Source organism: Pseudoglutamicibacter cumminsii (assembly GCF_003143995.1).
GTDB lineage: Bacteria > Actinomycetota > Actinomycetes > Actinomycetales > Micrococcaceae > Pseudoglutamicibacter > Pseudoglutamicibacter cumminsii_B.
Map to the genome: position 1 here is coordinate 27,591 of NZ_QFWG01000007.1, position 23,180 is coordinate 50,770.

Here is a 23,180-nt window from a genome sequence, read left to right on the forward strand (position 1 = left end):
GTGTGCGCTCCGCCAAGCGGAACGCACGCTGATTTCCGAGCCTGAGGTTTTTCATCTCTGGCCCATCACCGTTGCGTGTTCATCGGGTTGCCACTCTTCTTAACCCGCTTTCTGGTCGGTCATGGTTGAGCCCTGGACACGGGTTGTGCCCAGGTTGATGACGGCAAGCAGTTCCTCTTCGTCTACAACGACCTGAGCCCTGAAGGCTCGGTTCGCCGCGTTGCGAGAGACTGCCCGCCGTACACACTCGGGGTCGCGATGCACCCAAGCACCGCGTCCCGTTTTACGGCGTTGCGGATCCGGAACCACTCTCGTGCTTCCGGACTCTTGCGCTAGCCGTAAAAGAACGGCTTGGTCATCGGTTTGCCGGCAGCCGATGCAGGTGCGGATGGGGCCGCGTGAAGAACCGTTGTTCACCACGAGCTCCCATCGTGAGGCCTGTATTCGGGCGCGCCAGGCTAAACGTCTGACCCCTCTAGTCTACAGCGCTTTGACGAGCAGGCGAGACAACATCGATGCGCCAGCCCGTGAGTTTGGCCGCAAGACGGGCGTTTTGGCCCTCCTTGCCGATCGCCAAAGAGAGCTGATCGTCCGGGACGACCGCGCGGACGTGGTGGAGGTCTTCGTTGAGAACTTCAACCGAGAGGACCTTGGCGGGAGAGAGCGCGTGGGCCACGAACTGTGCAGGGTCTGGATCCCACGTGATGATGTCGATCTTCTCGTCGTTGAGCTCGCTCATCACTGCGCGTACGCGGGAACCCATTTCCCCGATGCATGCGCCCTTGGCGTTGAGACCCTCAACGCGAGCGCGTACCGCGAGCTTGGTGCGGTGGCCGGCTTCGCGAGCGATCGAGACGATCTCGACCGACTTCTCCTGGATCTCCGGGACCTCAAGTTCGAAGAGCTTGTGCACGAGCTGCGGGTGGGTACGCGAAACCGTGATCGATGGGCCTTTAGGGCCGCGGTGCACATCGGTTACGTACACACGCAGGCGACGGCCGTGGCTGTAGTCCTCGCCCGGAACCTGCTCTGGTGGCGGCAAAACAGCCTCGAGGGTTCCGAGGTCGACCTGGATCATGCGCGGATCGCGGCCCTGCTGGATCACGCCGGAGAGGATCTCGCCTTGTTTGTCGCGGAACGTGCCCAGAACGGCTTCGTCTTCGGCGTCGCGCAAGCGCTGGAAGATCACTTGGCGGGCCGTGGCAGCGGCGACGCGACCGAAGTCTGCCGGGGTGTCGTCGAACTCACCGATGCGCTGGTTGTTCTCGTCGACCTCTGGCGCCCAAATGGTGGCGACGCCGGTCTTGCGGTCAAGCTCAGCGCGAGCCCCGCGGATCGCTCCAGGTTCCTTGTCGTATGCGAGGACAAGCGCGTGTTCGATTGCGTTGATAAGCCTATCCAGTGGGATGTCGCGGTCTTTTTCAAGCTGACGCAACGCCGTCATATCGATATGCATTCTTAGGCCTCCTCGCCCGTTAGACCTGGCTCTGCAGCTTCTTCGGCAGCTTGTGCTGCCGCCAACCGTGCCGCCGCGGTGGCTTCGATGTCTACCTTTGCGCGACGAATGTCAGCATACTCGCGACGCACAGGGTCAAGCACCTTATCTTTCATGCCCTTCTTCGGGGCTGGCTTGATCGGCGCAATAACGATGCCGGCGTCATCGGCTTCCAGAACGGTTCCGGTGAAGTCTTCATTTTCGCCGACAACGCGGATGACGCGCCCCACGTTGCGCTGAAAGTGACGTGGCTGTGTGAGCGGTCGCGTAGCGCCCGGAGAGGAAACCTCAAGCTCGTAGGCACCAGAGGAAGCCAGCAAGCCCTCGTCCAGAACCTCGCCTACCTGCTGCGAAACCTCGGCCAGAACATCGAGCTCAACCGCATCCGTTCCGGTTGGGAGGTCAACGATGATCTGCAGGGTTGGCGTGTCCCCACCTTTGACGGTCACGTCTTCAACGATCAGGCCAGCCTGGCTCACCACAGGCTCGATGGCCTCTGTGATGGCTTGCGGTGACCATGGCGAACCCTCGTGGGTCGACACGTTGTGGGCTGACATGCTTTCCTCTCGTCGCGCTGTGCCTGTACGGTTTGTGCGTTGCCTGTACAGATCTACACTACCCGCATGGGACTATAGCGGTATGCGTTCAATTCAGAATTCTGCGGCTCGCGCCGCCAGCCGCCCTTATGGCAGGGCATCACACCCGGGTGTTCGGCTCGCTCGCGCCTTTGTGTCGGTTCTGATGGTGAGCGCATGCTGGCTGGGCGTCACGACCACGACTTCGGGCTATTCTGCGAATGCCCGCCCTGGTGATGCGGTCGCTTATAAGTCCGTTATGCGCACTGAGGAGAACCCCGTGTATTCCGCGCGGGTCTTGGTTGCGTATGTTGAGAAAGCTCACAGCGGCGAGGACGTCACGAAGGCCGCGCGGAGCGCATATGAACTGTTTAGCGGCGCGAAAGCGTGGGGCGGCCCGGTTTCTAACCGTGAGATGCGGCAGATCGAAGAACTCGTCGCGTCACGCAAAGCGAGCGGTCAGGCTAATGCGAAACGTGCGTCTGTGTTTTCGGGTGAGCTCATGCGGCTGGCGCTGCGCCCGCCCAAAGACACTCCACTGAACCGCGGCGATGTGGACCGGTTGATCGCGGCGTCGATTGCGTTATATGCGGCTTCCCAGAAGGCCGGCGCCCCGCCGGTGGATAACGATGCGGTAGCAGTGGTCAAGAAAGCTGCAGCTTCCGCTAAGGTCACTGACCCGGTTGCGGCTTTGGAGAAGGTCGTTGCGAAAGCACAGCCAACGGAAGCGGACCGTGCGGCCGAACTGTGGGATCGCGCTGGCGATACGTCGGCCAAGATCACCGAAGCCGCGCGCATCATCACCTACCGGACCCCAACGACCGCGAATCAACAGTGGTTCGAAGCGTCCCGCGATCTCACCTTAGGCCTCGGGAAAGCGTCCGGGCATCCGTATGCCGCCACGACCATCGGGCCCCGCGATAAGTACCTCGCTGCAGGACCAGAAAAGCTCGTTGCCGCGAAGGCATCACTAGCACAGCCGCTGCAGCGGCTCGCGCCGCACTACGAAGGTAAGGCGCGCATCGTGCTGGTCGCTTTGGCGTTCCAGCTTGCGGGGCATACGCGCTAAACGAACTGGCGCACCGTGTCGGCACCGACGCTCACGATGAGCGCGGTCACCACAACCAGGAACACGATCCGCACAAAACGCGAGCCGGCCGAAACCGCCATGCGCGAACCGATATAGCCCCCGAACATGTTCGCGATGCCCAGAGCAATCCCGAGCGGCCACACAACGTGGCCGGCAGGAATGAAGAAGCACAAAGCACCGAAGTTGGTGGCCCAGTTAGCGATCTTCGCGCGCGCCGAACCGTCGAGGAACGAATAACCCAAAATCCCGACCAACGCGATCACGAGGAAGGACCCCGTGCCCGGGCCGAGCACGCCATCGTAAAAACCGATCGCGGCGCCGATAGCCCACGCACGGCCGTGATGCTTCATGCTCGCGTGCTTCAAAACCGTGGCCGAGCCCATGTTCTTCTTGGCGAGCGTGAAAATGAAAACCACGATGAGCGCCAACAGGATGATCGGTTTGAACACTTCGGTAGGTAGCACCGAGGCGACCACTGCCCCACCGACCGAGGCTAACCCGGCGGTCACAGCCAGGCCGAGACTCGTCGCAAGATCCGGCCGCACCCGCCGGCCATACGTGATCGCCGAGGTCGTGGTCCCGAAAATCGAGCCGACCTTATTCGTCGCCAAAGCCTGGACCGGGCTCAAACCCGGAATCAGCAACACGACCGGCAACTGAATCAACCCGCCGCCACCGACCACCGAATCGACCCACCCCGCAAGGAAACCGGCTCCCAAAACCAACAGAATCAAGCCGATATTGAGCGCGCCAGTGTCCGTCAGGATGTAGTCCATCCCACAATGGTAAACCCGTGACACACGTGTGGCCCGCCGGCACTGTCTCGCTGACAATGCCTGCGGGCCACACGCGTCAAGTGAACTTAGCGGGCCGCTAGCTGCGCGACGTGTTCAACCACCGCATCGAGCGCAATGTTCTCAGCCTCGCCGGTGGCGCGGTCCTTGACCTCGACCACGCCATCGGCCACGCCTCGGCCGACAACAACCGTGGTCGGGATGCCGATCAGCTCAGCGTCACGGAACTTGACACCCGCGGAAACCTTCGCGCGGTCATCAAGCATGACGTCCAGGCCGGCCTCATCGAGCTTGCCTGCGATGTCCTCGGCCGTCTCCGTGAGCTCATCGCCCTTACCGGCGATGATCACCACGACATCGGCCGGAGCAACGGCGCGCGGCCACACAAGGCCCTTGTCATCATGGTGGGCCTCAGCGATAGCGGCTACAGCGCGGGTCACGCCAACGCCGTACGAGCCCATCGTGACAACCTGCGCCTTGCCGTTCGGGTCCAGAACCTTCAGGTCAAGCGCCTCAGCGTAACGGCGGCCCAGCTGGAAGATGTGGCCCATCTCGATACCGCGGGTCGTCTTCAGTGGACCAGAGCCATCAGGTGCCGGATCGCCGTCTTCGACCACAACAGCCTCAAGCACGCCGTCCCAGCCGAAGTCACGGCCAGCAACCAAGCCGAATACATGGTGGTCGCGGAGGTTCGCGCCGGTGATCCAGCTCGAGCCTTCAACAACGCGAGGGTCAACGAAGAACGGAACACCCGAACGCGCCTCGCGGCCCAAGACGGCCTCGTCCTTCGACAAACCAGGGCCGATGTAGCCCTTGACGAGCTCCGGGTGACGCTCAAGGTCTTCATCCGTGGCGACCTCAACCTGGGATTCACCGGCGATGCCCATGAGCTCGCCGATCGTCGCTTCGATGCGCTTGAGATCAGCCTGGCGGTTGCCTGGCACGCCCACCACGGCAAGCTCGCGGTCGCCGTTCGGCGTCACAACGACAAGCGCAACGCACTTGAGCGTGTCCGCGGAAGTCCACGGGGTGTCCTTCGGGTGGTTCTCGTTCGCTGCGTCAACGAGCGTTTCGATGGTCTCGCTGTTCGGGGTCAGCTCAACGTGGGCGGCTGGAGCGTTGGTGTAGTCGATCGGGTCCAGCGGCGGCGTCGTCACGGCCTCAACGTTGGCGGCGTAACCGCCCGGAGACACCACGAACGTGTCCTCGCCCACTTCGGTTGGGTGCAGGAACTCTTCCGACTTCGAGCCACCCATCGCACCCGCCATCGCGAACACAGGGCGGATTTCGAGGCTCAAACGCTCGAAAATCTTGAGATATGCCGCGCGGTGAGCCGCATATGCCTCGTCGAGGCCCTCCTCATCGAGGTTGAAGGAGTAGGAGTCCTTCATGATGAATTCGCGGCCGCGCAACAGGCCAGCGCGCGGGCGGGCTTCGTCGCGGTACTTGGTCTGGATCTGGTACAGGTACACCGGCAGATCCTTATACGAGGAGTACATGTCCTTCACCAGGAGGGTGAACATTTCCTCGTGCGTTGGCGCGAGCAGGTAGTCGGCCTTGCGGCGGTCCTGCAGGCGGAAGATGTTGTCGCCGTATTCTTCCCAACGGCCCGTCGCCTCGTACGGTTCCTTGGGCAGCAGTGCCGGGAAGTGGACTTCTTGCGCGCCGATCGCGTTCATCTCTTCGCGCACAATGTTCTCGACCTTGTTCAGGACCTTGAGGCCCAGCGGCAGCCACGAGTAGATGCCCGGCGCTGCGCGGCGGATGTAGCCCGCGCGGACCAGCAGCTTGTGGCTCGCGAGCTCAGCTTCAGCTGGGTCGTCGCGCAGCGTGCGGAGGAAGAACGTTGAAAGGCGTGTTACCACAGGGCCTCCCCTTTCAAGGGTGTATAGGCGTGTGCAGAGTGAATCGGCAATAAGGATGCGTTGACCGGTTGAATCCGGGCACGGCTCGTGTCCAGTGTAGTCTGCGCGAGCAAACCAGCGGGACAGGCAACGCACGGTGGCTCACGGCGCAGGTTGATCTAGCGGTGCAGGTAGCTAGCGGCGCACGATGGTCACAGCAGGATGGTCGCGAACGTCCCGGTGGTCTGGAAGCCGACTTTTTCGTAGAGGGCTCGGGCCGCGTGGTTGTAGTCGTTGACGTACAGGGTCGTGACCGGTGCCCACGGTTGGGCTAGCTCGACGACGGCGGCCATGCGGCTTGCCGAAAGCCCTAGCCCACGCTGGTCTGGATGCATCCATACACCCTGGATTTGCGTCGCTTCCCGCGTCACGATGCCGAGTTCTGCTTTGAACCTCACCGTTGTTCCTGCGGCTCCTGGCTCCAGCATCGTGTGCCCGCACGCGAGCAACTGTTTGACGCGGGCGCGGTACGAAGCCTCGCCAACATCGAGCGGTGAATAACCAAGTTCTTCGGTGAACATCGCTACGGATGCCGGCCAGAACGCGTCGAAATCACTCACGTAGCCTTGCCGAACAAGCCCCGAAGGTTCGATGGAGGGAGGGCCTTCGAGCGACATGAACGGCTGGGTCAGCCGCACGCTGCGCGGAGGAAACCCGGGGCTCGTCTTGATAACGCTCCAGATCCCTTCGACCCCGGCCTTCGGGCCGAAGATCGAGGCGTAGCGTTTCCGGCTGGTCAGGATCCGCCGCCCGAACGCTTCGCCGTGTTCCCGCGCCTCATCGCCTTGATCACTTGTGACAGGAACCACGTTCGCGCCTACCCAGCACGCCGCAACCAGCGTTCCCGCATCGTCGAAGCGGCCGAGGATGCGCGCGCCAGGCAACACATCGATCTTGCCGTCCACAACATCGAGCTGTTGCTGAACAAAAGCGTGCTGCAGCGGGTTCCGCGCGATCAACGCGAGTAGCGCCGGGGCGTCCGCGTTGGTCAACGTGCGGACGCTCGGGTCCGGTGAGCGCAGATCAGCCACACGGGCTCCCGCCCGGTTCACGATCTGCCGAATCACCATGGACTAATAGCTGCGCGCAGTGAACTGGGCTAGTGCACGGACACCGACGGCGATGCGCCCTCGGTTTCGTCAGCACCCATTTCTTCCGCGATGCGGTGGGCTTCCTCGAGCAGGGTCTCCACGATCTGGTCTTCAGGAACCGTGCGGATGACCTCGCCTTTGACGAAGATCTGGCCCTTACCGTTACCGGAAGCGACACCAAGGTCTGCTTCGCGAGCCTCACCTGGACCGTTGACGACGCAACCCATGACAGCGACGCGCAGCGGAACCTTGAAGTCTTTGAGGCCTTCCGTCACGTTGTTCGCAAGTTCGTACACGTCGACCTGGGCGCGGCCGCACGATGGGCAGGACACGATCTCAAGCTGGCGTGGGCGCAGGTTGAGCGACTGCAGGATCTGCTCGCCGACCTTGATCTCCTCAACAGGAGGTGCCGAAAGAGAAACGCGGATCGTGTCGCCGATGCCCTGGCTCAGCAAAGCACCGAATGCGGTCGCGGACTTGATGGTTCCCTGGAACGCAGGGCCGGCCTCGGTCACGCCCAAATGCAGTGGCCAGTCGCCCTTCTGGGCGAGCAACTCGTAGGCGCGAATCATCACGACCGGGTCGGAGTGCTTGACGGAGATACCGAAATCGTAGAAATCGTTCTCTTCGAAAAGCTCCGCTTCCATCAGCGCAGACTCCACGAGAGCCTCAGGGGTGGCCTTGCCGTACTTCTCAAGCAGGCGCTTATCCAGCGAACCGGCGTTGATACCGATGCGGATCGGCGTCCCGTACTGCTTCGCGGCAGCGGAAATCTCAGCGACCTGGTCATCGAACTTACGGATGTTGCCCGGGTTCACACGAACAGCGCCGCAGCCCGCTTCAATGGCGGCAAATACGTACTTTGGCTGGAAGTGAATATCAGCGATCACAGGGATCGTGGACTGCTGAGCGATAACCTTCAGCGCATCGGCGTCCTTGTCAGTTGGGCACGCGACACGCACAATGTCACAGCCAGCGGCCGTGAGCTCAGCGATCTGCTGCAGCGTCGCGCCGATATCGTGCGTCTTCGTCGTCGTCATCGACTGCACCGTGATCGGGTGATCCGACCCCATACCAACGTTTCCAACCATCATCTGACGGGTCTTTCGACGCGGCGCCAACGTCAATGGTGGCGGTGCAGGCATTCCCAAATTAACCGATGACACGAGGTGTCCTCCAAGAACTCATACGTGATGGACGGATCCACTACCGAACCCGTTCAAGCCCAGGGTATACCCGCGCTCGCACGGCCAGCAGCGCATCGTTCTGCCGTTGCCTTCTATCTTCCCATGCTTGGCGGTGGTTCTCCTGGATCGCTACAGCAACGAAACCGGTTTCACCAGATCCGCATAGATCAAAATCACAGCCATCACGAGCAACAAACCGGCAACAACATACGTGACCGGCAGCATCTTCGACAGATCCACCGGACCCGGGTCTGGCCGTTTGAACAGCTTGTTGAACGCCTTTCGAACCTTCTCCCACAGCGCGCCCACGACGTGGCCACCATCCAGCGGGAGCAGCGGGATCAAATTGAACACGAACAACGCGACGTTCAACGAACCCATCAAGCTCACATAGCTCGCGATCTTGTCCTTGAGGCTCACCTGATCCAAGGACGTGATCTCGCCCGCGATGCGCCCCACGCCCACCACAGACATCGGGCCATTCGGATCGCGTTCAGCCGGGCTAAATGCGGCCTGCGCCACACCAACAACCTTCTGCGGAAGCTGCGTCACGATACCCGAAACAGCTTTGACGTTCTCCCACACAAAACCCGGAACCTCAGTGACAGACTGCTGACGGATCTCGGCGGTGGAACCGATCCCCGCGAAGCCCACCGACTGGGTCTTAGCGGTGCCGTCTGGATTCTTCTCGACCATCCCCAGCGGCGAGACCACCGGGCGGGCCGTCTCAACCGGAACCAGCGTCGTCGTCTCTTCGACGCCATCGCGCACGTAACCGATGCGGATCTCTTGCCCCGGGCTGGCCTTAATACGGTCCGTGAGAACCGACCAATCGGTGTCCGAAAGCTTCACACCGTCAACCGATGTGATCACGTCCCCCGGCTTCAAACCCGCCGCATACGCCGGGCCCGCCGGAGCATCCTCCGGGCACTTCTGGGCATCGCCTGCGGGGCGTGCGTTCTCGTCGTCAACCGACTGAATGCACTGATACACCTCAGAAACTTTGGTGGTTGGCGTCGCGATCCCGAACCCCATGAGCACAATCCCGAAAAACACGAACGCCAAAATGAGGTTCATGAACGGGCCACCCAACATGATGATGATCCGCTTATACACGGGCAAGTTCAGGAACAGACGCTTCTCATCGCCGGGCTGCAGCGTCTCCGACTCGGCCTTCTTAGCCTCATCCGAAAGCTGCTGAAAAATACCGGTCCGCGTAGGCCTCTGTTTGCCGTCCTGATGCGGCGGATACATACCGATCATCGTGATGTAGCCACCCAACGGCAAAAGCTTGATGCCGTACTCCGTCTCCCCCTTGCGGAAAGAGAGCAACGTAGGCCCGAAACCCACCATGTAGCGCGGCACACGCAAACCGAACGCCTTAGCCGGCACCAAATGCCCAACCTCATGCAACGCAATCGAGATACCGATACCCACCAGCATCACTAGCGCGCCAATCACATACGCGAGAACCTGATCCATCACAATCCCAACCGGTACAACCTAAACCGCGTCACGCCCACAGCTTGCGGGCCGCATCTCGAGCCCATGCCTCAGCGGCCAAAACACCTTCAACGCTACGGCCATATTCCGCGGCATTCGCGTCCGCATCGTAAGCCTCAACCACCTGGGCGACGACCTCCACGATTCTACGGAAACCAATCACGCCATCGTGAAACGCGTCCACAGCTTCCTCATTCGCCGCGTTATACACAGCCATATGGGTAGGCGAGGTCTCCTGGGCCTTCTTCGCGAGCTCGACCGCCGGGAAAGCGTCGTTATCAAGCGGGAAAAACTCCCACGTATGCGCCTGCGTCCAATCCACCGGAGGGCACGCACCCGGCAAGCGGTCAGGCCAGTTCAGGCCCAACGCGATTGGCAAACCCATGTCCGGCGGCGAGGCCTGCGCGATCGTGGAACCATCCACGAACTCAACCATCGAATGCACCACCGACTGCGGATGCACAACCGGAACAATCCTGTCCAGGGCAACATCGAACAGCAGGTGCGCCTCAATCACCTCAAGCGCCTTATTCACCAACGTCGCCGAATTCGTGGTGACCACGCGCCCCATGTCCCACGTAGGGTGAGCCAACGCCTGCTCCGGCGTCACATCCTCCAGCTGCTCCGCGCTCCAGCCGCGGAACGGACCGCCCGATGCGGTGATAATGAGCCGCTCAACCTCACTCCGCGCTCCTGAACGCAACGCCTGTGCGATCGCCGAATGCTCCGAATCCACCGGAACAATCTGCCCCGGAGCCGCGGCCTCCATGACCAACCGGCCGCCAGCAACCAACGACTCCTTATTAGCTAGCGCCACCACAGAACCGACCTCAATAGCGGCCAACGTCGGCCGCAAGCCACGCGACCCCGTGACCCCATTGAGCACCACATCGACATCCGGCAAACCAGCGCACACACGCGCCGCATCCTCACCGACTATCAGCTCAGGCGTGTACTCATCGAGTCCCGCAGCATCGACCTCAACGAAACCTACGCCCGCGAGCTCAAGCCCGCCATCGCGCGCCGCCGTCTCCTTAGCCCCCGCGAGATGCAACAAGAAGCCACCACGCACATCGTCAGCGCTCATCCCCTCAGCGCCAACCAAACCCACCACATCCGGCCGGAACGCCACCGCCTGAGCAGCCAACTCACGCACCTGCTGCCCCGCAGAAAGAGCCCGGACCACAAACCGATCCGCCGCACGCACCATCTGCGCCAAAGCCTGAGTACCAATCGACCCCGTCGAACCCACAACCACAACAGACCGAGCCACAACAAGCCCCCTCAACAACACAACAAAAGCAAAGCGCAGCGGCGCCCCTGCTAGTCTCCCACGATTAAACGCTCCATCGAGCACCCCCACCCTCCCCCGGTAAACATTTACCCAAATCCCAGGTACACCACATCTGGCCTAAAATGGGTAACCTGTACACACCGACATAAAAGCTACCCGGAGGAAACATGCGCCTGCGCCCAGTTGAACCTGCGGACCTCGAGCACTTCTTCGCTCACCAGCAGGACCCGGATGCCAACATCATGGCAGCATTCAGCGCCCGCAACCCCAGCGACCGCAGCGTCTTCGACTACCACTGGGGCCGCATGCTCCGCGACCCGAGGATCGAGGTGCGCACCATCGAACACGACGGTGAAGTAGCGGGCTCGATCGTCATGGCTTTCCACGACGACTACGCGGAACTTTCCTTCTGGACCGCCAAAGAATTCTGGAACCAGGGCGTCACCACCGCCGCCGTCGAAGCGATGCTGGAGGAGTTCCCGCAACGTCCTGTGCGTGCATCCGTGGTCTCCGACAACGTTGGAACCCACAAAATCCTCGAAGGCCGCGGCTTCAAGCAGATCGGCCAAACACAAGACTTCTCCAACGCGCGCGAAGAAATCGTCTCCGAAGACCACTTCGAGCTCAGCTGACGCAGCAGCTGAGCTGCTTAAACGCTGAGGGCCCGGCACTCCACAGTGCCGGGCCCTCAGCGTTTATGTCGTATTAGCGGTTCAGCATTGCCGCGTTAGTCGATCGCGGCCATGAGTTCGATCGTGCGATCCAAAAACGCGTCGACTTGGTTCTCTTCGTAGCCTTCCGCGCCCTCTGCGCGGCCAAACACTGCTCGACGCACCTCGTCAACACTCAGCGGGACGTCTTCTTCGAAGTACTGGATCAGGCGGTCACACAGCGCATCGACGTCCGCGACGTTATAAGACGGAACGTTCTTCTTCGAAGGGCGGCGGAAACGCTCACCTGGCTCACGATGCAGACGCGCACGCAGAACCATCGCAACCTGAGAAATGTTCTCGAGCCACCGGTCATGCCCCTCGGCCTCAATCAGTGCGTTCCGCTCACGGGCAGCGAACACATCCTCGAGCCGATCCAGAGCGGCATCGACTTCGCGCGGCTCATAGCCGCCCCGCACCGGGTCGAACGTCGCACGGCGGACAACGGAGCTCGTAACGACGTCCTTGTTGAGGTTGCGCGACTCGTACGTCTTGCGGGCGCGCGCCAAGAAATCCTCAACCTGCCCCGTGTCGTAACCAAAGGCGTCGTCCGCCACCCGGGTAAACAACGTGCCAGCCATGTCGGCGTTATCCGTGTGAGGCACCGTCGCGCTCCTTCGCTAGAGGTGTGTGCATGTGAGAGTTTATCTGAGTTTCAGCCCAGCGGTATCAGCTAAACGGTTTCAGCCCAGCGCTTCAGCGAGCATGACCACTGCATACCCAAAAGGCATCGCAAACAACAAAGAATCCAGACGATCCATCATGCCGCCGTGGCCTGGCAACAAGTTAGACATGTCTTTGACCCCGAGCGCCCGCTTGACCATCGACTCCGCGAAATCACCCAACGTCGCACAAATGACGGTGGCGACAGCCAAAACCAGGCCGAGCCACCACGGGATCCGCAAGACCCAAAGGCACAGCGCAATCCCGACCAAGGACGCGCCCAGCACAGAGCCTGCGAACCCTTCCCAAGACTTCTTAGGGCTGATGCGGGCGGCCATCGGATGCTTGCCGAGCGTGGCCCCGACGATGTAGCCGAACGTGTCGTTAGAAACGACGAGCAGAACGACCGTGAGCAACGCGGACGCGCCGCGTTCACTTTGGAAGATCAGGAACGCGAACGACGCGAGAAGCGGAACCCACCCAACCACGAGGAGGCTCAGCCCAATCGACTGCGGCCCGTGGGACCTGCCCTCCAGCATGTTCCAGAGGACCACCAACAAGAGGCACGCTGTGAGACCAAGCGACAACGCAACAGGGCCGTAAAGTCCCGCAAGCAAAGGCAAAGCGAGGCTCGTAATGAGCAGAGGCGCGAGTGGGATCGGGATACCCGTTCGCGCCTTGAGCGCACGCGAGACTTCCCACGAACCGATACCCGCGACCAAGCACCCAAGCGCGATCAGCAGGTACGGAAAAACGAAAAGCCCCAGTCCAAGCGCGGCCAAGAGGCCCGCGCCAACACCGATTGCCGCAGGAAGGTTACGTCCCGCTTTCGATTGTTTCGGCTCTGGCGATGCAGCGGAACCCGCTGTAATGGTCTGTTCCGCGGCGACAGGCTCCGCCGTGACCGTCGATGCGGCTACGGGTTCCGCAGTGACAGTCGCCGCGGCGGCAGTCGATGCGGTGCCAGTCGATGAGGTGGAGTCAGGGTTCCCGGTAGTGGCCGCGCGAGCCGCTGCGCGTTCGGCTTCGCGACGGGCACGCCGGCTCCCGGGTGCCGCTGGACGTCCCGAGGCACGCGATGGCGCATCGACGTCAGTCGACGCCACGCGGCGTGCCTTCGTTTCATCAGCAGACACCGATGAGTCCAGCCCCTCGACAGGGCTGGACTCATTCCGGGAACCAGACGGATGTGGCATTAGACTTCGAGAAGCTCGGCTTCCTTGTTCTTGGTCATCTCGTCAATCTGGTCGCCGAACTGGCGAACCAACTGGTTGAGCTCGTTTTCGCCACGCTTGACGTCGTCCTCACCGACGCCGCCGTCTTCCTCGAGTTCCTTGAGCATGTCGTTGCCCTTACGGCGGTGGTTACGCAGAGCGACCTTGTGCTCTTCAGCCTTCGTACGTACGAGCTTGACGTATTCGTTGCGGCGTTCCTCAGTCAGCTCAGGCATGGTGATGCGGATCTGGCGGCCATCGTTGGATGGGTTAGCGCCGATCTCCGAGTCCGAGAGCGCCTTCTCGATCGCGCGGATCGAGGACGCATCGTACGGGTTGATGAGGATGGTGCGTGCATCTGGAACCTGGAAGGAAGCCAGCTGCTGAAGCGGGGTGAAGGAGCCGTAGTATTCGACCATCACTTTCGCGTACAAGCCCGGGTTTGCGCGGCCGGTACGAACAGTTGCGAAGTCTTCTTGCGCTGCTTCGATCGTACGTTCCATTGCGGAGCGAGTTTCGCTCAGCACTTCCTGGATCATCGGAACTCCTTCGGGGTTCTATCTACACCGTCTGTGTGCACCACAGGTTGTGTTCACCAAAGGTGCATCCTGTCTTATATCTTAGGCTACTCGCCGGCGGCACCGAGCCTCACGTCTACCCTGTTTGGCTTGTAGCGTGACGGCGGCCGATGCGGCACTTAGCCTACGGTGACGTGGGTGCCTTCCGCGGTGCCTCGGATCGCCGCGGCGACGTTACCTTCGCCTTCCATGCCGAAGACGAACATGTCGAGGCCGTTGTCCTTGCACATCGTCATCGCGGTCTGATCCATGACGCGGATGTTGCCGGCGAGGGCTTCGCTGTAGGTCAGTGTGTCGAACTTTTTGGCGTCAGGGTTGGTCTTAGGGTCGGCGGTGTAGACCCCGTCAACGCCCGACTTGGCCATGAGGACCTGGTCTGCGTGGACTTCGAGCGCACGCTGAGCGGCAACCGTGTCAGTCGAGAAGTATGGGAGGCCGGCGCCCGCACCGAAAATCACGACGCGGTCCTTCTGCATGTGGCGGATCGCGCGGCGTGGGATGTATTCCTCTGCGACCTGCGACATCGAGATCGCGGACTGGACGCGGGTTTCAACGCCGGTTTGCTCGAGGAAGTCCTGGAGCGCGAGGCAGTTCATCACAGTGCCGAGCATGCCCATGTAATCGGCGCGGGAGCGGTCCATGCCTGATTCAGCGAGTTCGGCGCCGCGGAAGAAGTTACCGCCACCCACGACGATCGCGGTTTCCACCTCGCCCACGGTTGAAGCGATCTGTTCGGCGATGCGTCGTACTGTTGCTGGATCCACACCCAGTTTGCCGCCACCGAAAACCTCTCCTGAGAGCTTCAACAGGACTCGACGGCGCTGCTTGATTGGGGTGTTCGACATCGGGGCTCCTCTGGGCTTTGAAGGTATGTAGGCAATCGAACTTTATTTTCGCATACGCGGAGCGAGGCTGTGCGAGGCGTGCCGGTTGCGTCAGTCACGCGTGGTTCATCGGCACGTTGGCGTCCGATGCGGTAGTTGCCTTAAACGTGCGTGCCCGCACTCTGTTTATTAAACGCGCGTGTTATTAAACGCGCGTGCCCGCACTCTGGTATGAGTGCGGGCACGCGTTGCGCTATTGGAGCGTAACGCTCCTCTGAGGCGTGTTAGGCGCCTACGCGGAAGCGTGCGAAGGCGACAGCCTTGACGCCAGCAGCGTCCAGAACCTGCTGGATGGACTGCTTGGTGTCCTTAGCGAATGGCTGGTCGACCAGGACCTTCTCCTTGAAGAAGCCGGTCATGCGGCCTTCGATGATCTTCGGCAGAGCCTGCTCTGGCTTGCCCTCGGCGCGTGCGGTCTCCTCAGCGATGCGGCGCTCTTCAGCAACCAGATCCTCTGGGACGTCCTCACGGGTGAGGTAGACAGGAGCCATAGCTGCTGCGTGAACAGCAACGTCGTGAGCTGCGGTCTCTGCGGCTTCGCCGGTGCCGTCTACTGCGAAGAGAACGCCGACCTGAGCTGGCAGGTCCTGCGAGGTCTTGTGCAGGTAGGCCTTGACGAGAGCGCCCTCAACCTTTTCGAGGCGGCGGAGCTGGATCTTCTCGCCCAGAACACCGGAGAGCTCTTCGATTTCCTCAGCAACGGTGTTGTCGCCGATCTTTGCTGCGAGCAGAGCGTCAACGTCAGCGACGTTGTTAGCTACTGCAGCTTCGAGAGCCTTGTTTGCGAGCTCAACGAACTTCTCGTTCTTAGCAACGAAGTCGGTCTCTGCGTTGAGTTCGAGCATGTAGCCTGCACCGTCAACAACCGTTGCGGCAACGAGGCCTTCAGCGGTTGCACGGCCTTCACGCTTCGAGGCCTTGTTGAGGCCCTTCACGCGAATGATCTCGAGGGCCTTGGCGGTGTCGCCGTCAGCCTCGTCGAGAGCCTTCTTGACATCCATCATGCCGGCGCCGGTGCGCTCACGCAGTTCCTTGATGTCTGCGGTGGTGTAGTTCGCCATTCGAGTTATCCCCGTTCGTAGGAAGTTGTGATGGACGGAAAATTACTTGGACTCGGTAGCCGCCTGGCCACCGTTTTCTTCAGCCTTCTCAGCTGGAGCTTCCTCTGCCTTCTCGGAGGCGTTCTCACCTTCGAGGAGTTCGCGCTCCCACTCAGCCATTGGCTCTTCAGCTTCGCCCTTGTTGCCGCCCTGACGAGCCATGAGGCCCTCAGCAACAGCGTCAGCAACAACGCGGGTCAGCAGGGAGACGGAGCGGATGGCGTCGTCGTTACCTGGGATTGGGTACTGAACCTCGTCTGGGTCGCAGTTGGTGTCGAGGATCGCGACAACTGGGATGCCCAGCTTGGTTGCCTCGTCAACGGCGAGGTGTTCCTTCTTGGTGTCAACAACCCACAGCATGGATGGGGTGCGGTTCATGTTGCGGATACCGCCGAGGTTTGCGCGAAGCTTGGTGAGTTCGCGCTCAAGGAGGAGGAGTTCCTTCTTGGTGTACTTCGAACCTGCTACGTCGTCGAAGTCGATCTCTTCGAGTTCCTTCATGCGGTTAACACGTTTGGAAACGGTAGCGAAGTTGGTGAGCATGCCGCCCAACCAGCGGTGGTTGACGTATGGCATGTTGACGCGCTGAGCCTGCTCAGCGATGGCTTCCTGGGCCTGCTTCTTGGTGCCGACGAACAGGATCGTGCCACCGTGGGCGACGGTCTGCTTGATGAAGTCGTATGCGCGGTCGATGTAGGACAGCGACTGCTGCAGGTCAATGATGTAGATGCCGTTGCGCTCTGTCATGATGAAGCGGCGCATCTTTGGGTTCCAGCGGCGGGTCTGGTGGCCGAAGTGGACACCGGAATCGAGCAACTGGCGCATGGTCACGACGGACATTGCGTTCTCCTTGTACGGGCACGGTGGCCCTGTTGTATTTGACGGTTATTGGCCAGGCATTGCGCCGGCCCCTAGTGAAAACGCACCGTTTGGTCGCTTCATCCGTTTCCAACATCGCACCAAGCCTGGACAGGTTTGGCTGTTGTTGGACCGTGGGATGGGCGTGCATGCCTGTGATGCGCATCGATGATGATGTATATCGGCGACATGCAGCGTCTTCACGCGAAGTCAGTTTCGGGCACACGAGATCGCACGCACAAAACTGCTATTCCAAGTCTACATCATGTTTTGGGGCTCTTCAGAGTTGAGTGTGGGGTGAGGCATCCAGCCCGCCAGTGATCATCAACATGCGGAGTCGGATATCGGTCGACGCATGGCATACTGAGCGAATGCTTTCGGTTGCTACGCTTTTCGCCTTTGGAGTTGCGGTGACTCCGCTTGTGATCACTCCGGGCGCAAGCTTTACGTTGGTGAGTTCACGAGGGCTGGTGGGGGACAGGCGTGGTGCTTGGGCTGTGATCGTGGGGACGGCTGCCGGAATCATCAGCCATGGTGTGCTTGCGGGGCTGGGACTCGCCGGGGTGGTGGTGCGCTCCGCGGAGTTGTATCAGGTTCTGCGGCTGGTTGGCGCGATGTATCTGATCGGCCTTGGTGCGTGGCTGGTGTGGCGCTCGCGGCTCAGCCGCGCCCCGGCGGAGAGAGAGCATGCCCGAAGCGACTCCAAATCCGTTGCGCAGGAGATAGGGCAGGCGTACTTGGCGAACGTGCTCAACGTGAAGGCGGCCACCGTGTACCTCACGCTGGCGCCACAGTTCGTGCCGATGGACCTGATCGGAGTGACTTCGATGCTGATGCTCGCTCTGGTCCATGTCTGCGTGATGGCCGTCTGGCTTGGGCTCTGGTCAACGGGGCTCGCGAAGCTGTCCAGCGCCTTCAGCGTAGCGTCCTGGAAGCGGTGGATTGACGTCGGAGGCGGGACGATTCTCATTGTTCTTGGCATCCGTACAGCTGCCGCGCGCGGGGAGGTGTAGTAGGCCAAGGCGTTGTCGACGATGGTGCGAAGGCATCAAGCCGAGGTTTCTCGCCGCAGGTGGTGTGGGGCAAACGGTAGTCGAAGTGGTGCCTCCAGACCCTGATCGATTCTCTGCGGTCGGTCTCGAAAGCGTACGGGCGGCGTCGTGAAGGCATTCATCGGCACGTAGCCGCCGGTGCGTTCGATCCTCCCGCTATGGAGGGGCATGTGGATCTTGGTGGGAGCACCCCTCGTTCACGCCCGGGAAGCGCGCGGTGGCCGCTGTCGCGGAACTGCTCCGCCTCGCTGTTGATGCTGTTCAGCCGGCGCGGGGTCCTACTATCAGTCTTCCGATGAGTGTTGCAGTCTCTCGGACGCAAGCCGCGCATAGACGAGGGTGTCGGTCCACTCGCCCTTACTGAACCAGTCCTGGATGTGATGCGCTTCGAGCCGGAGTCCGACGCGGCGAGCGAGTGCTGCGGAAGCGCTGTTGCGGGCATCCATCTGCGCAGTGATGCGGTGGAGCCTGTAGTGGTCGAACCCGAGGGCAAGCACTGCCCGGACGGCTTCGCTGGCGAAGCCGTGCCCGCCGTATGACGGGTCGAGAACCCACCCGATCTCGGCCTGGCGGTGCTCGGGGTCGGTGAGTCACAGTGCCACGTCGCCGATCGGGACGCCGTGATGCTCGATGACAGGCCCTCCGCAACCTCCTCTCGGATCATCCGCCGTACGGACTCGGGGATGTAGGTGGGCTCTGGCAGGTGGCCGAAGCGCCGCACGGCCTCATCCCTGGTGCCTGCTGCATACGCTTCCGCGTCCAGCTCGGAGAGCTGGCGCAGACGAGTGTTCTCACAGGTGATCGGGAGGAGGGAGACATCCAGCATGCACCTAAGCTAACAGGGATCGGATAACTGGCTCTTCAGAGTTGAGTGTGGGGTGAGGCATCCAGCCCGCCAGTGATCAACAGCATGCGGAGTCGGTAGTGCTCGAAGTTTCTGAAGCCGCGAGCGATGCGACGACCGAGCTCGATGAGCCCGTTGATGGCCTCGGTGCCGCCGTTGCTGGCACCGTCGGTGTCGAAGTACGCCAGGAACGCTGTCCTCCACCGGCGCAGCGTCTTTCCCAGCCTCGCGATCTCCGGGATCGGGCAGGACGGCAACGAGTTGATGAGCTTCTCGGCCAGACGCCGACCCTGGGCAGGGGTGGGCTGGTGGAACACGTCACGGACGTCTTGGGCGCACATGTAGGCGACCTCGACCGCGACGTGATCGGGGTGGGCTGCGAACGCTGTTTCCAGGCGGGTCTGCTGGCGGGCGGTGAGGCGTTCCTGCCCGGCCCGGAGGATGTGACGGATGCCGTGGAGCGGGTCGCCCGTACGGCCTCTGTGGCCGAGGGTCTCCTGCTGGACCCGACGGCGCGCGTCATCGACGGCGCTGGTGGCGAGCTTGACGATGTGGAACGCATCCAGCACGCAGGTGGCGTCCTCGAGCTGGTCATCGATCGCGTTCTTGTAGCCCTGGAACGGGTCGAGTGTGGCGATCTCGACCTGCTTGCGGAACCCTTCGCCGCATTCGTCGAGCCAGTCCCGGTAGGCGTTGCCGGATCGGCCGGGGACGAGGTCGAGCAGCCTGGCGGTGGGGTGGGGTCCGTGAGTCAGGTCCACCATCCCGGTGAGCTCCTTCGGACCGCGCCGTCTTGGGTTGCGGTGGTGCCAGACATGCTCGTCCACGCCCAGGATCTGCACGCCCTCGAAGCGGGATGGGTCGTTCGCGGCCGCGATCAGGACTGGTCGGATCTGGGACCAGAGGGTGTTCCAGGTCGTGCCGAGCTGGCGGGCCAGGCCCTGGATCGTCGCCCCCTCACGGCGGAGTTGTCCGATTGCCCAGCGGATCGCGCGCGTGCTCAGCAGCCCTCGCGCAGCGCAGACGTTGGGGTTCTGCTCGACGAAGGTGGCGACGTCGCAGAGGGGCTCGCGGCAGATCCAGCGGCGTTTGCGCCACCGGATCCTCACCGGCCTGCCTGCCCAGGGCGCGTCGATCATCGAGGTCACGATCCGGCCATGCCCTGTGGCGATGACTCCACAGCCGGGGCATCCGGCGACGGGATCGCAGGACTCCACCTCGAGTACCAGGCTCGTGGGGTCTTTCAGTACTGCGGTCAGATGGAGGTTGGGGAAGTCGAGGAGGAGATCGCATCGGCAGCAGCGGTTGAGCGTGTCGGAGCAGGCGCACGTAGAGTTGGGCATCGTCGAGGTCCTTGGTGTGAGCAGAGGTTAGAGTCCGCTCATCATCGGGGACCTCGACGTCTACCCCCTAGCACCCGTGCCCGATCGGCGTGCCCACACTCAACTCTGAAGAGCCTGTTTTGGCTTGCGTTTTCCACCGATCCACAGGCTCTTTTGCGTCGGCTGTCTATCCACAATTTCGCTCGCCGCCGCCCTTCCCCATCGATCCTGCAGTGGACTGTGAACCATGAAAACTCACACCCCCTCCCCTGCTCGCAACCGCTTTTCGACTATCGCGCCCCTCCCCGGCACCGGCCTACCTCGCACCGTTTTGCTATGCATGCTTGCACTGATTTGTACGGTAGCTCTCACGGCGGCGAAACCGGTTCCGCCGGTCGGCCGTGAACCCACGGGCTCTGAATCATGGGAAGACGTAGGGATGTTGCGTGGGTTCGAAGCCCCTGAGCATGTGTGGAGTGCTGGAAGCCGCGGGGTCCAGTTGAACGCCGCGGCGGGTGATGCGGTGGTTGCACCCGCCGACGGCGTGGTCAGCTTCGTAGGGAAAGTTGCTGGCCGGCCGGTGGTTGCGATCCAGTTGCCTTCAGGCTGGCGTACAACCGTTGAACCTGTTGACGCATCGGTTAGCAAGGGCGACCACGTTACTGCCGGCGAGCGCATCGGCACTGTTGCGACGGGTGGCCCGTGTGATCAGCGATGCGTTCACTGGGGCTTAAAAACAGGTAGCGGGGCCAACGTCTTATACAAGGACCCTCGAACGCTGTTGTCTGAACAGCCTTCGGTCTTATGGCCGGATGCTGACACCCCGCCAGGATCCGGGTCTTAATGGTCTAGACGTTAGCCCCGCTACTGTTGAGCGAGTTCACTTTGCCGCGAATTCACTCACTTAGCTTGCGATACGTGGGTGCGCTTTCTCCCAGGTCTTCTCGAAGATCAGCTCGTCGCCGTTATACGCGAGCACGTGCGAGTACGTGTAGATGTTCTCGGCATCGCAGCGCATGCGGGTTGTCGCGACGACCTTGGTATCCCAGTCCATGTCTGGTCGGCGCATCCCGACTGTCCACACCGATTCGGTGCGGGCAGACAACGGGTCATCCTTGTTGATCCAGTAGGTCTCGACGGTGTCTTCGTCGTAGTGCAGACCATCCGGATACACGCGGGTGCCACCGTAGGCGGGGTCGACTTGCAACACCGTCTCGTTGGCCACGACGTCCTGCGAAATCAGGCGTTCCGGGCGAGCCGTTCCAGCGGCACCAGCCTCACCGGCTTCTGGATACTTCACATCCAACGGAACCAGGCGAACCGGATCATCGAAACGCACCGAAGCGTCCAGCGCAGCACGCTCACCCGCATCGTCGCCATCAGTCGAATCACGCATAGGCAACACGAGCACACTCGCAGCAGGATCGAGGCTGAATCCCTCGCCGCCCGGCTGAGGCCAAACCCACGGCCAGTAAGCGCTCGAGATCGCAACACGCAACACGTGCCCGGCAGGGATGCGGTAGCCGACGCCCGTGATCGGGACTTCGACGTCAACCCACTCGCCCACCGGCATCGCGACAGCTTTGTCGCGGCCTTCGCGGGCGCTGAAGTTCAGGTTGCCGCGCGTCACCAGGGTCGAAGAACCGTCCTCGGCGACGTCGTTGATGCGCACATACACTTGCCCGCGCTCCGTCGGCGACTTGACCCGTAGCTTGACCGAAGCGTTGCCGAGAATGTCGATGTCCTCAACCACAGGGAAATCGAACACCACAGACTTACCGTCATCGCTTCGCTGGTCCACGGGGAGATCAGCCGCGTTGCCGTACGGGAAGTAACGGCCCGCATCGGCACCCACATCCTGAGGCGAGGCCACGCGGACTTCTACCGTGCCGTCGCTAGTGGTGGTCTGCGCCGCGACCGGCGCAACGTGCGCGCCGTCCAAGCTCAGCTCGGTTGGCTTGATGTGCGGGCTCGGCCACTGATTCTCAGCAACCCAACGGCCCGGCATCTTCTCGTATGCCGAGCGCGGCGGAACCGAATCCGTGATCCACCCGCGGAACAGTGGCGTATCCATCGCCCCGTTGTCCTCACCTTTGAGCCAGTGATCCCACCAGCGCAGGGTCTCACCCAAGAAGTCGATGTGCGGGCCAGGGCGCAGGTCACGATCCGGATACTGGTGGGCCCACGGACCTACGATGCCGCGAACATTCTTGCCGAGCGCAGAAAGGTGCTCGGTCAAACGCAGAACGGTGTCGCGGTACGGGTCATACCAGCCGCCCACCGCCATGACCGCAGCATCCAAAGAGCTGTAGTCCTCGCACACCGAGCCGTGCTTCCAGTAGTCATCGCGCACCTGGTGCGCAACCCACGTGTCGATGAACGGCTCGATGTTCTCTAGACGGTACTTCCACTGATCGAGCCACTTCTCGCCCCACACGCGCTTATCAACCGGGCGGGACTCGAACGCGAGCATCGTCCCAGCCCACGCGTGCATGTCGATCCCGAGCATCGAGCCACCGAAATAGTGGACGTCATTGTCGTAGCGGTCATCGGTCGAGCAGACCGTGACGATCGCCTTCAACGCCTCTGGCTTATAGCTCGCCAGCTGAAGCGAGTTGAACCCGCCCCAGCTGATGCCAAACATACCGACCTTGCCGGTGCACCAGTCCTGCTTGGCGATCCACTCGATCACCTCGAGCCCGTCATCGTGTTCTTGCTGATCGTATTCGTCCCCAGGAACGCCTTCACTGCTTCCGTGACCACGAATATCTACGCGGATGGATGCGTAACCGTGGCCTGCATAGAAAGGGTGGCGTTCGTGGTCGCGCGGCGCTGTCCAGTCACCGTGGCGGTATGGAAGGTACTCAAGGATCGCTGGAACCGGCTCATCTGTGACCGGCATCCAAGCCTTCATCCACAGCCGGGTGCCGTCGCTGAGCGGAATCCAGTCTTCAATAATCTTGACGTCGAACGGAAGGTCTTCAGGTTTTAGCATGTCCATTCCTTTCGTTACAGGTAAGTC

22 protein-coding genes are annotated in these 23,180 nt (G+C 61.7%); 4 read left to right on the forward strand and 18 right to left on the reverse strand.

The genetic code is table 11. From position 1 onward, the window contains the following. Positions 1 to 99: 99 nt before the first annotated feature. Genes CAY35_RS10035 through rimP form a run of 3 tightly spaced genes read right to left on the reverse strand, consistent with a single transcriptional unit; the run spans position 100 to position 2,052 of the window. Positions 100 to 420 carry a YlxR family protein gene (locus tag CAY35_RS10035; protein WP_375231760.1) on the reverse strand — a complete coding sequence of 107 codons (321 nt, stop codon included), beginning with the start codon at positions 418 to 420 and terminating at the stop codon, positions 100 to 102. A 55-nt stretch (positions 421 to 475) separates the two neighbouring features. Then, complete coding sequence (gene nusA / locus CAY35_RS06285) at positions 476 to 1,456, reverse strand: transcription termination factor NusA (protein ID WP_101630710.1); 981 nt, start codon at positions 1,454 to 1,456, stop codon at positions 476 to 478. A 2-nt stretch (positions 1,457 to 1,458) separates the two neighbouring features. Next, positions 1,459 to 2,052, reverse strand: a complete 594-nt coding sequence (gene rimP / locus CAY35_RS06290; protein WP_109303809.1) for a ribosome maturation factor RimP — start codon at positions 2,050 to 2,052, stop codon at positions 1,459 to 1,461. A gap of 82 nt (positions 2,053 to 2,134) precedes the next feature. On the opposite strand from rimP, the gene CAY35_RS06295 reads away from it, so the two are divergent. Continuing rightward, positions 2,135 to 3,139: a hypothetical protein gene (locus tag CAY35_RS06295; RefSeq protein ID WP_146191931.1), complete on the forward strand. Its 1,005-nt coding sequence runs from the start codon at positions 2,135 to 2,137 to the stop codon at positions 3,137 to 3,139. On the opposite strand, the gene CAY35_RS06300 is transcribed toward CAY35_RS06295, so the two are convergent. The 6 genes from CAY35_RS06300 to CAY35_RS06325 form a co-directional block, all read right to left on the reverse strand. After that, complete coding sequence (locus CAY35_RS06300; protein WP_101630765.1) at positions 3,136 to 3,927, reverse strand: sulfite exporter TauE/SafE family protein; 792 nt, start codon at positions 3,925 to 3,927, stop codon at positions 3,136 to 3,138. The genes CAY35_RS06295 and CAY35_RS06300 overlap by 4 nt on opposite strands. 95 nt (positions 3,928 to 4,022) lie before the next feature. Next, entirely contained in the window at positions 4,023 to 5,819 is a 1,797-nt protein-coding gene (locus CAY35_RS06305) for a proline--tRNA ligase (protein ID WP_109303811.1), read from the reverse strand. Positions 5,820 to 6,010: 191 nt separating this feature from the next. Next, on the reverse strand, positions 6,011 to 6,889 hold the full coding sequence (locus tag CAY35_RS06310) for a GNAT family N-acetyltransferase (protein ID WP_181377513.1): 879 nt from the start codon (positions 6,887 to 6,889) through the stop codon (positions 6,011 to 6,013). Between the two features lie 68 nt (positions 6,890 to 6,957). Beyond that, positions 6,958 to 8,094 carry a flavodoxin-dependent (E)-4-hydroxy-3-methylbut-2-enyl-diphosphate synthase gene (gene ispG / locus CAY35_RS06315; protein ID WP_101630705.1) on the reverse strand — a complete coding sequence of 379 codons (1,137 nt, stop codon included), beginning with the start codon at positions 8,092 to 8,094 and terminating at the stop codon, positions 6,958 to 6,960. 171 nt (positions 8,095 to 8,265) lie between these two features. After that, the gene (locus CAY35_RS06320; RefSeq protein ID WP_109303813.1) at positions 8,266 to 9,618 is read right to left on the reverse strand and encodes a M50 family metallopeptidase; all 1,353 of its coding nucleotides are present in this window, start codon (positions 9,616 to 9,618) and stop codon (positions 8,266 to 8,268) included. A 31-nt stretch (positions 9,619 to 9,649) separates the two neighbouring features. Further along, positions 9,650 to 10,912 carry a 1-deoxy-D-xylulose-5-phosphate reductoisomerase gene (locus CAY35_RS06325; protein WP_258265670.1) on the reverse strand — a complete coding sequence of 421 codons (1,263 nt, stop codon included), beginning with the start codon at positions 10,910 to 10,912 and terminating at the stop codon, positions 9,650 to 9,652. Between the two features lie 188 nt (positions 10,913 to 11,100). On the opposite strand from CAY35_RS06325, the gene CAY35_RS06330 reads away from it, so the two are divergent. Beyond that, positions 11,101 to 11,565: a GNAT family N-acetyltransferase gene (locus CAY35_RS06330; RefSeq protein WP_101630703.1), complete on the forward strand. Its 465-nt coding sequence runs from the start codon at positions 11,101 to 11,103 to the stop codon at positions 11,563 to 11,565. Between the two features lie 95 nt (positions 11,566 to 11,660). Here the strand turns inward: CAY35_RS06330 and CAY35_RS06335 are convergent, their stop codons facing one another. From CAY35_RS06335 to rpsB, 6 genes are all read right to left on the reverse strand, one after another. Then, entirely contained in the window at positions 11,661 to 12,224 is a 564-nt protein-coding gene (locus CAY35_RS06335; RefSeq protein WP_109303871.1) for a DivIVA domain-containing protein, read from the reverse strand. 102 nt (positions 12,225 to 12,326) lie between these two features. Further along, a complete protein-coding gene (locus tag CAY35_RS06340; protein WP_258265671.1) occupies positions 12,327 to 13,442 on the reverse strand; it encodes a phosphatidate cytidylyltransferase in 1,116 nt (371 codons plus the stop codon). 59 nt (positions 13,443 to 13,501) lie between these two features. Continuing rightward, positions 13,502 to 14,059, reverse strand: a complete 558-nt coding sequence (gene frr, locus CAY35_RS06345) for a ribosome recycling factor (RefSeq protein ID WP_109303815.1) — start codon at positions 14,057 to 14,059, stop codon at positions 13,502 to 13,504. Positions 14,060 to 14,217: 158 nt separating this feature from the next. Beyond that, a complete protein-coding gene (gene pyrH / locus CAY35_RS06350; protein WP_109303816.1) occupies positions 14,218 to 14,943 on the reverse strand; it encodes a UMP kinase in 726 nt (241 codons plus the stop codon). 263 nt (positions 14,944 to 15,206) lie between these two features. Then, positions 15,207 to 16,043 (reverse strand): translation elongation factor Ts, encoded by an 837-nt coding sequence (tsf, locus tag CAY35_RS06355; protein ID WP_101630699.1) that lies wholly within the window; start codon positions 16,041 to 16,043, stop codon positions 15,207 to 15,209. A 42-nt stretch (positions 16,044 to 16,085) separates the two neighbouring features. After that, positions 16,086 to 16,922, reverse strand: coding sequence for a 30S ribosomal protein S2 (gene rpsB / locus CAY35_RS06360; RefSeq protein WP_109303817.1), 837 nt, complete (start codon positions 16,920 to 16,922; stop codon positions 16,086 to 16,088). Between the two features lie 389 nt (positions 16,923 to 17,311). On the opposite strand from rpsB, the gene CAY35_RS06365 reads away from it, so the two are divergent. Beyond that, a complete protein-coding gene (locus tag CAY35_RS06365; RefSeq protein WP_035756893.1) occupies positions 17,312 to 17,953 on the forward strand; it encodes a LysE family translocator in 642 nt (213 codons plus the stop codon). A 323-nt stretch (positions 17,954 to 18,276) separates the two neighbouring features. Here the strand turns inward: CAY35_RS06365 and CAY35_RS09875 are convergent, their stop codons facing one another. Continuing rightward, the gene (locus CAY35_RS09875; RefSeq protein ID WP_232219312.1) at positions 18,277 to 18,552 is read right to left on the reverse strand and encodes a GNAT family N-acetyltransferase; all 276 of its coding nucleotides are present in this window, start codon (positions 18,550 to 18,552) and stop codon (positions 18,277 to 18,279) included. Positions 18,553 to 18,853: 301 nt separating this feature from the next. Beyond that, positions 18,854 to 20,179 carry an ISL3 family transposase gene (locus CAY35_RS06375; RefSeq protein WP_109303818.1) on the reverse strand — a complete coding sequence of 442 codons (1,326 nt, stop codon included), beginning with the start codon at positions 20,177 to 20,179 and terminating at the stop codon, positions 18,854 to 18,856. Between the two features lie 226 nt (positions 20,180 to 20,405). Between CAY35_RS06375 and CAY35_RS06380 the strand changes: the two genes are divergently transcribed. Continuing rightward, positions 20,406 to 21,002, forward strand: coding sequence for a M23 family metallopeptidase (locus CAY35_RS06380; protein WP_109303819.1), 597 nt, complete (start codon positions 20,406 to 20,408; stop codon positions 21,000 to 21,002). Between the two features lie 60 nt (positions 21,003 to 21,062). Here the strand turns inward: CAY35_RS06380 and CAY35_RS06385 are convergent, their stop codons facing one another. Continuing rightward, positions 21,063 to 23,153, reverse strand: a complete 2,091-nt coding sequence (locus CAY35_RS06385) for a CocE/NonD family hydrolase (protein WP_109303820.1) — start codon at positions 23,151 to 23,153, stop codon at positions 21,063 to 21,065. Between the last annotated feature and the right edge of the window lie 27 nt (positions 23,154 to 23,180).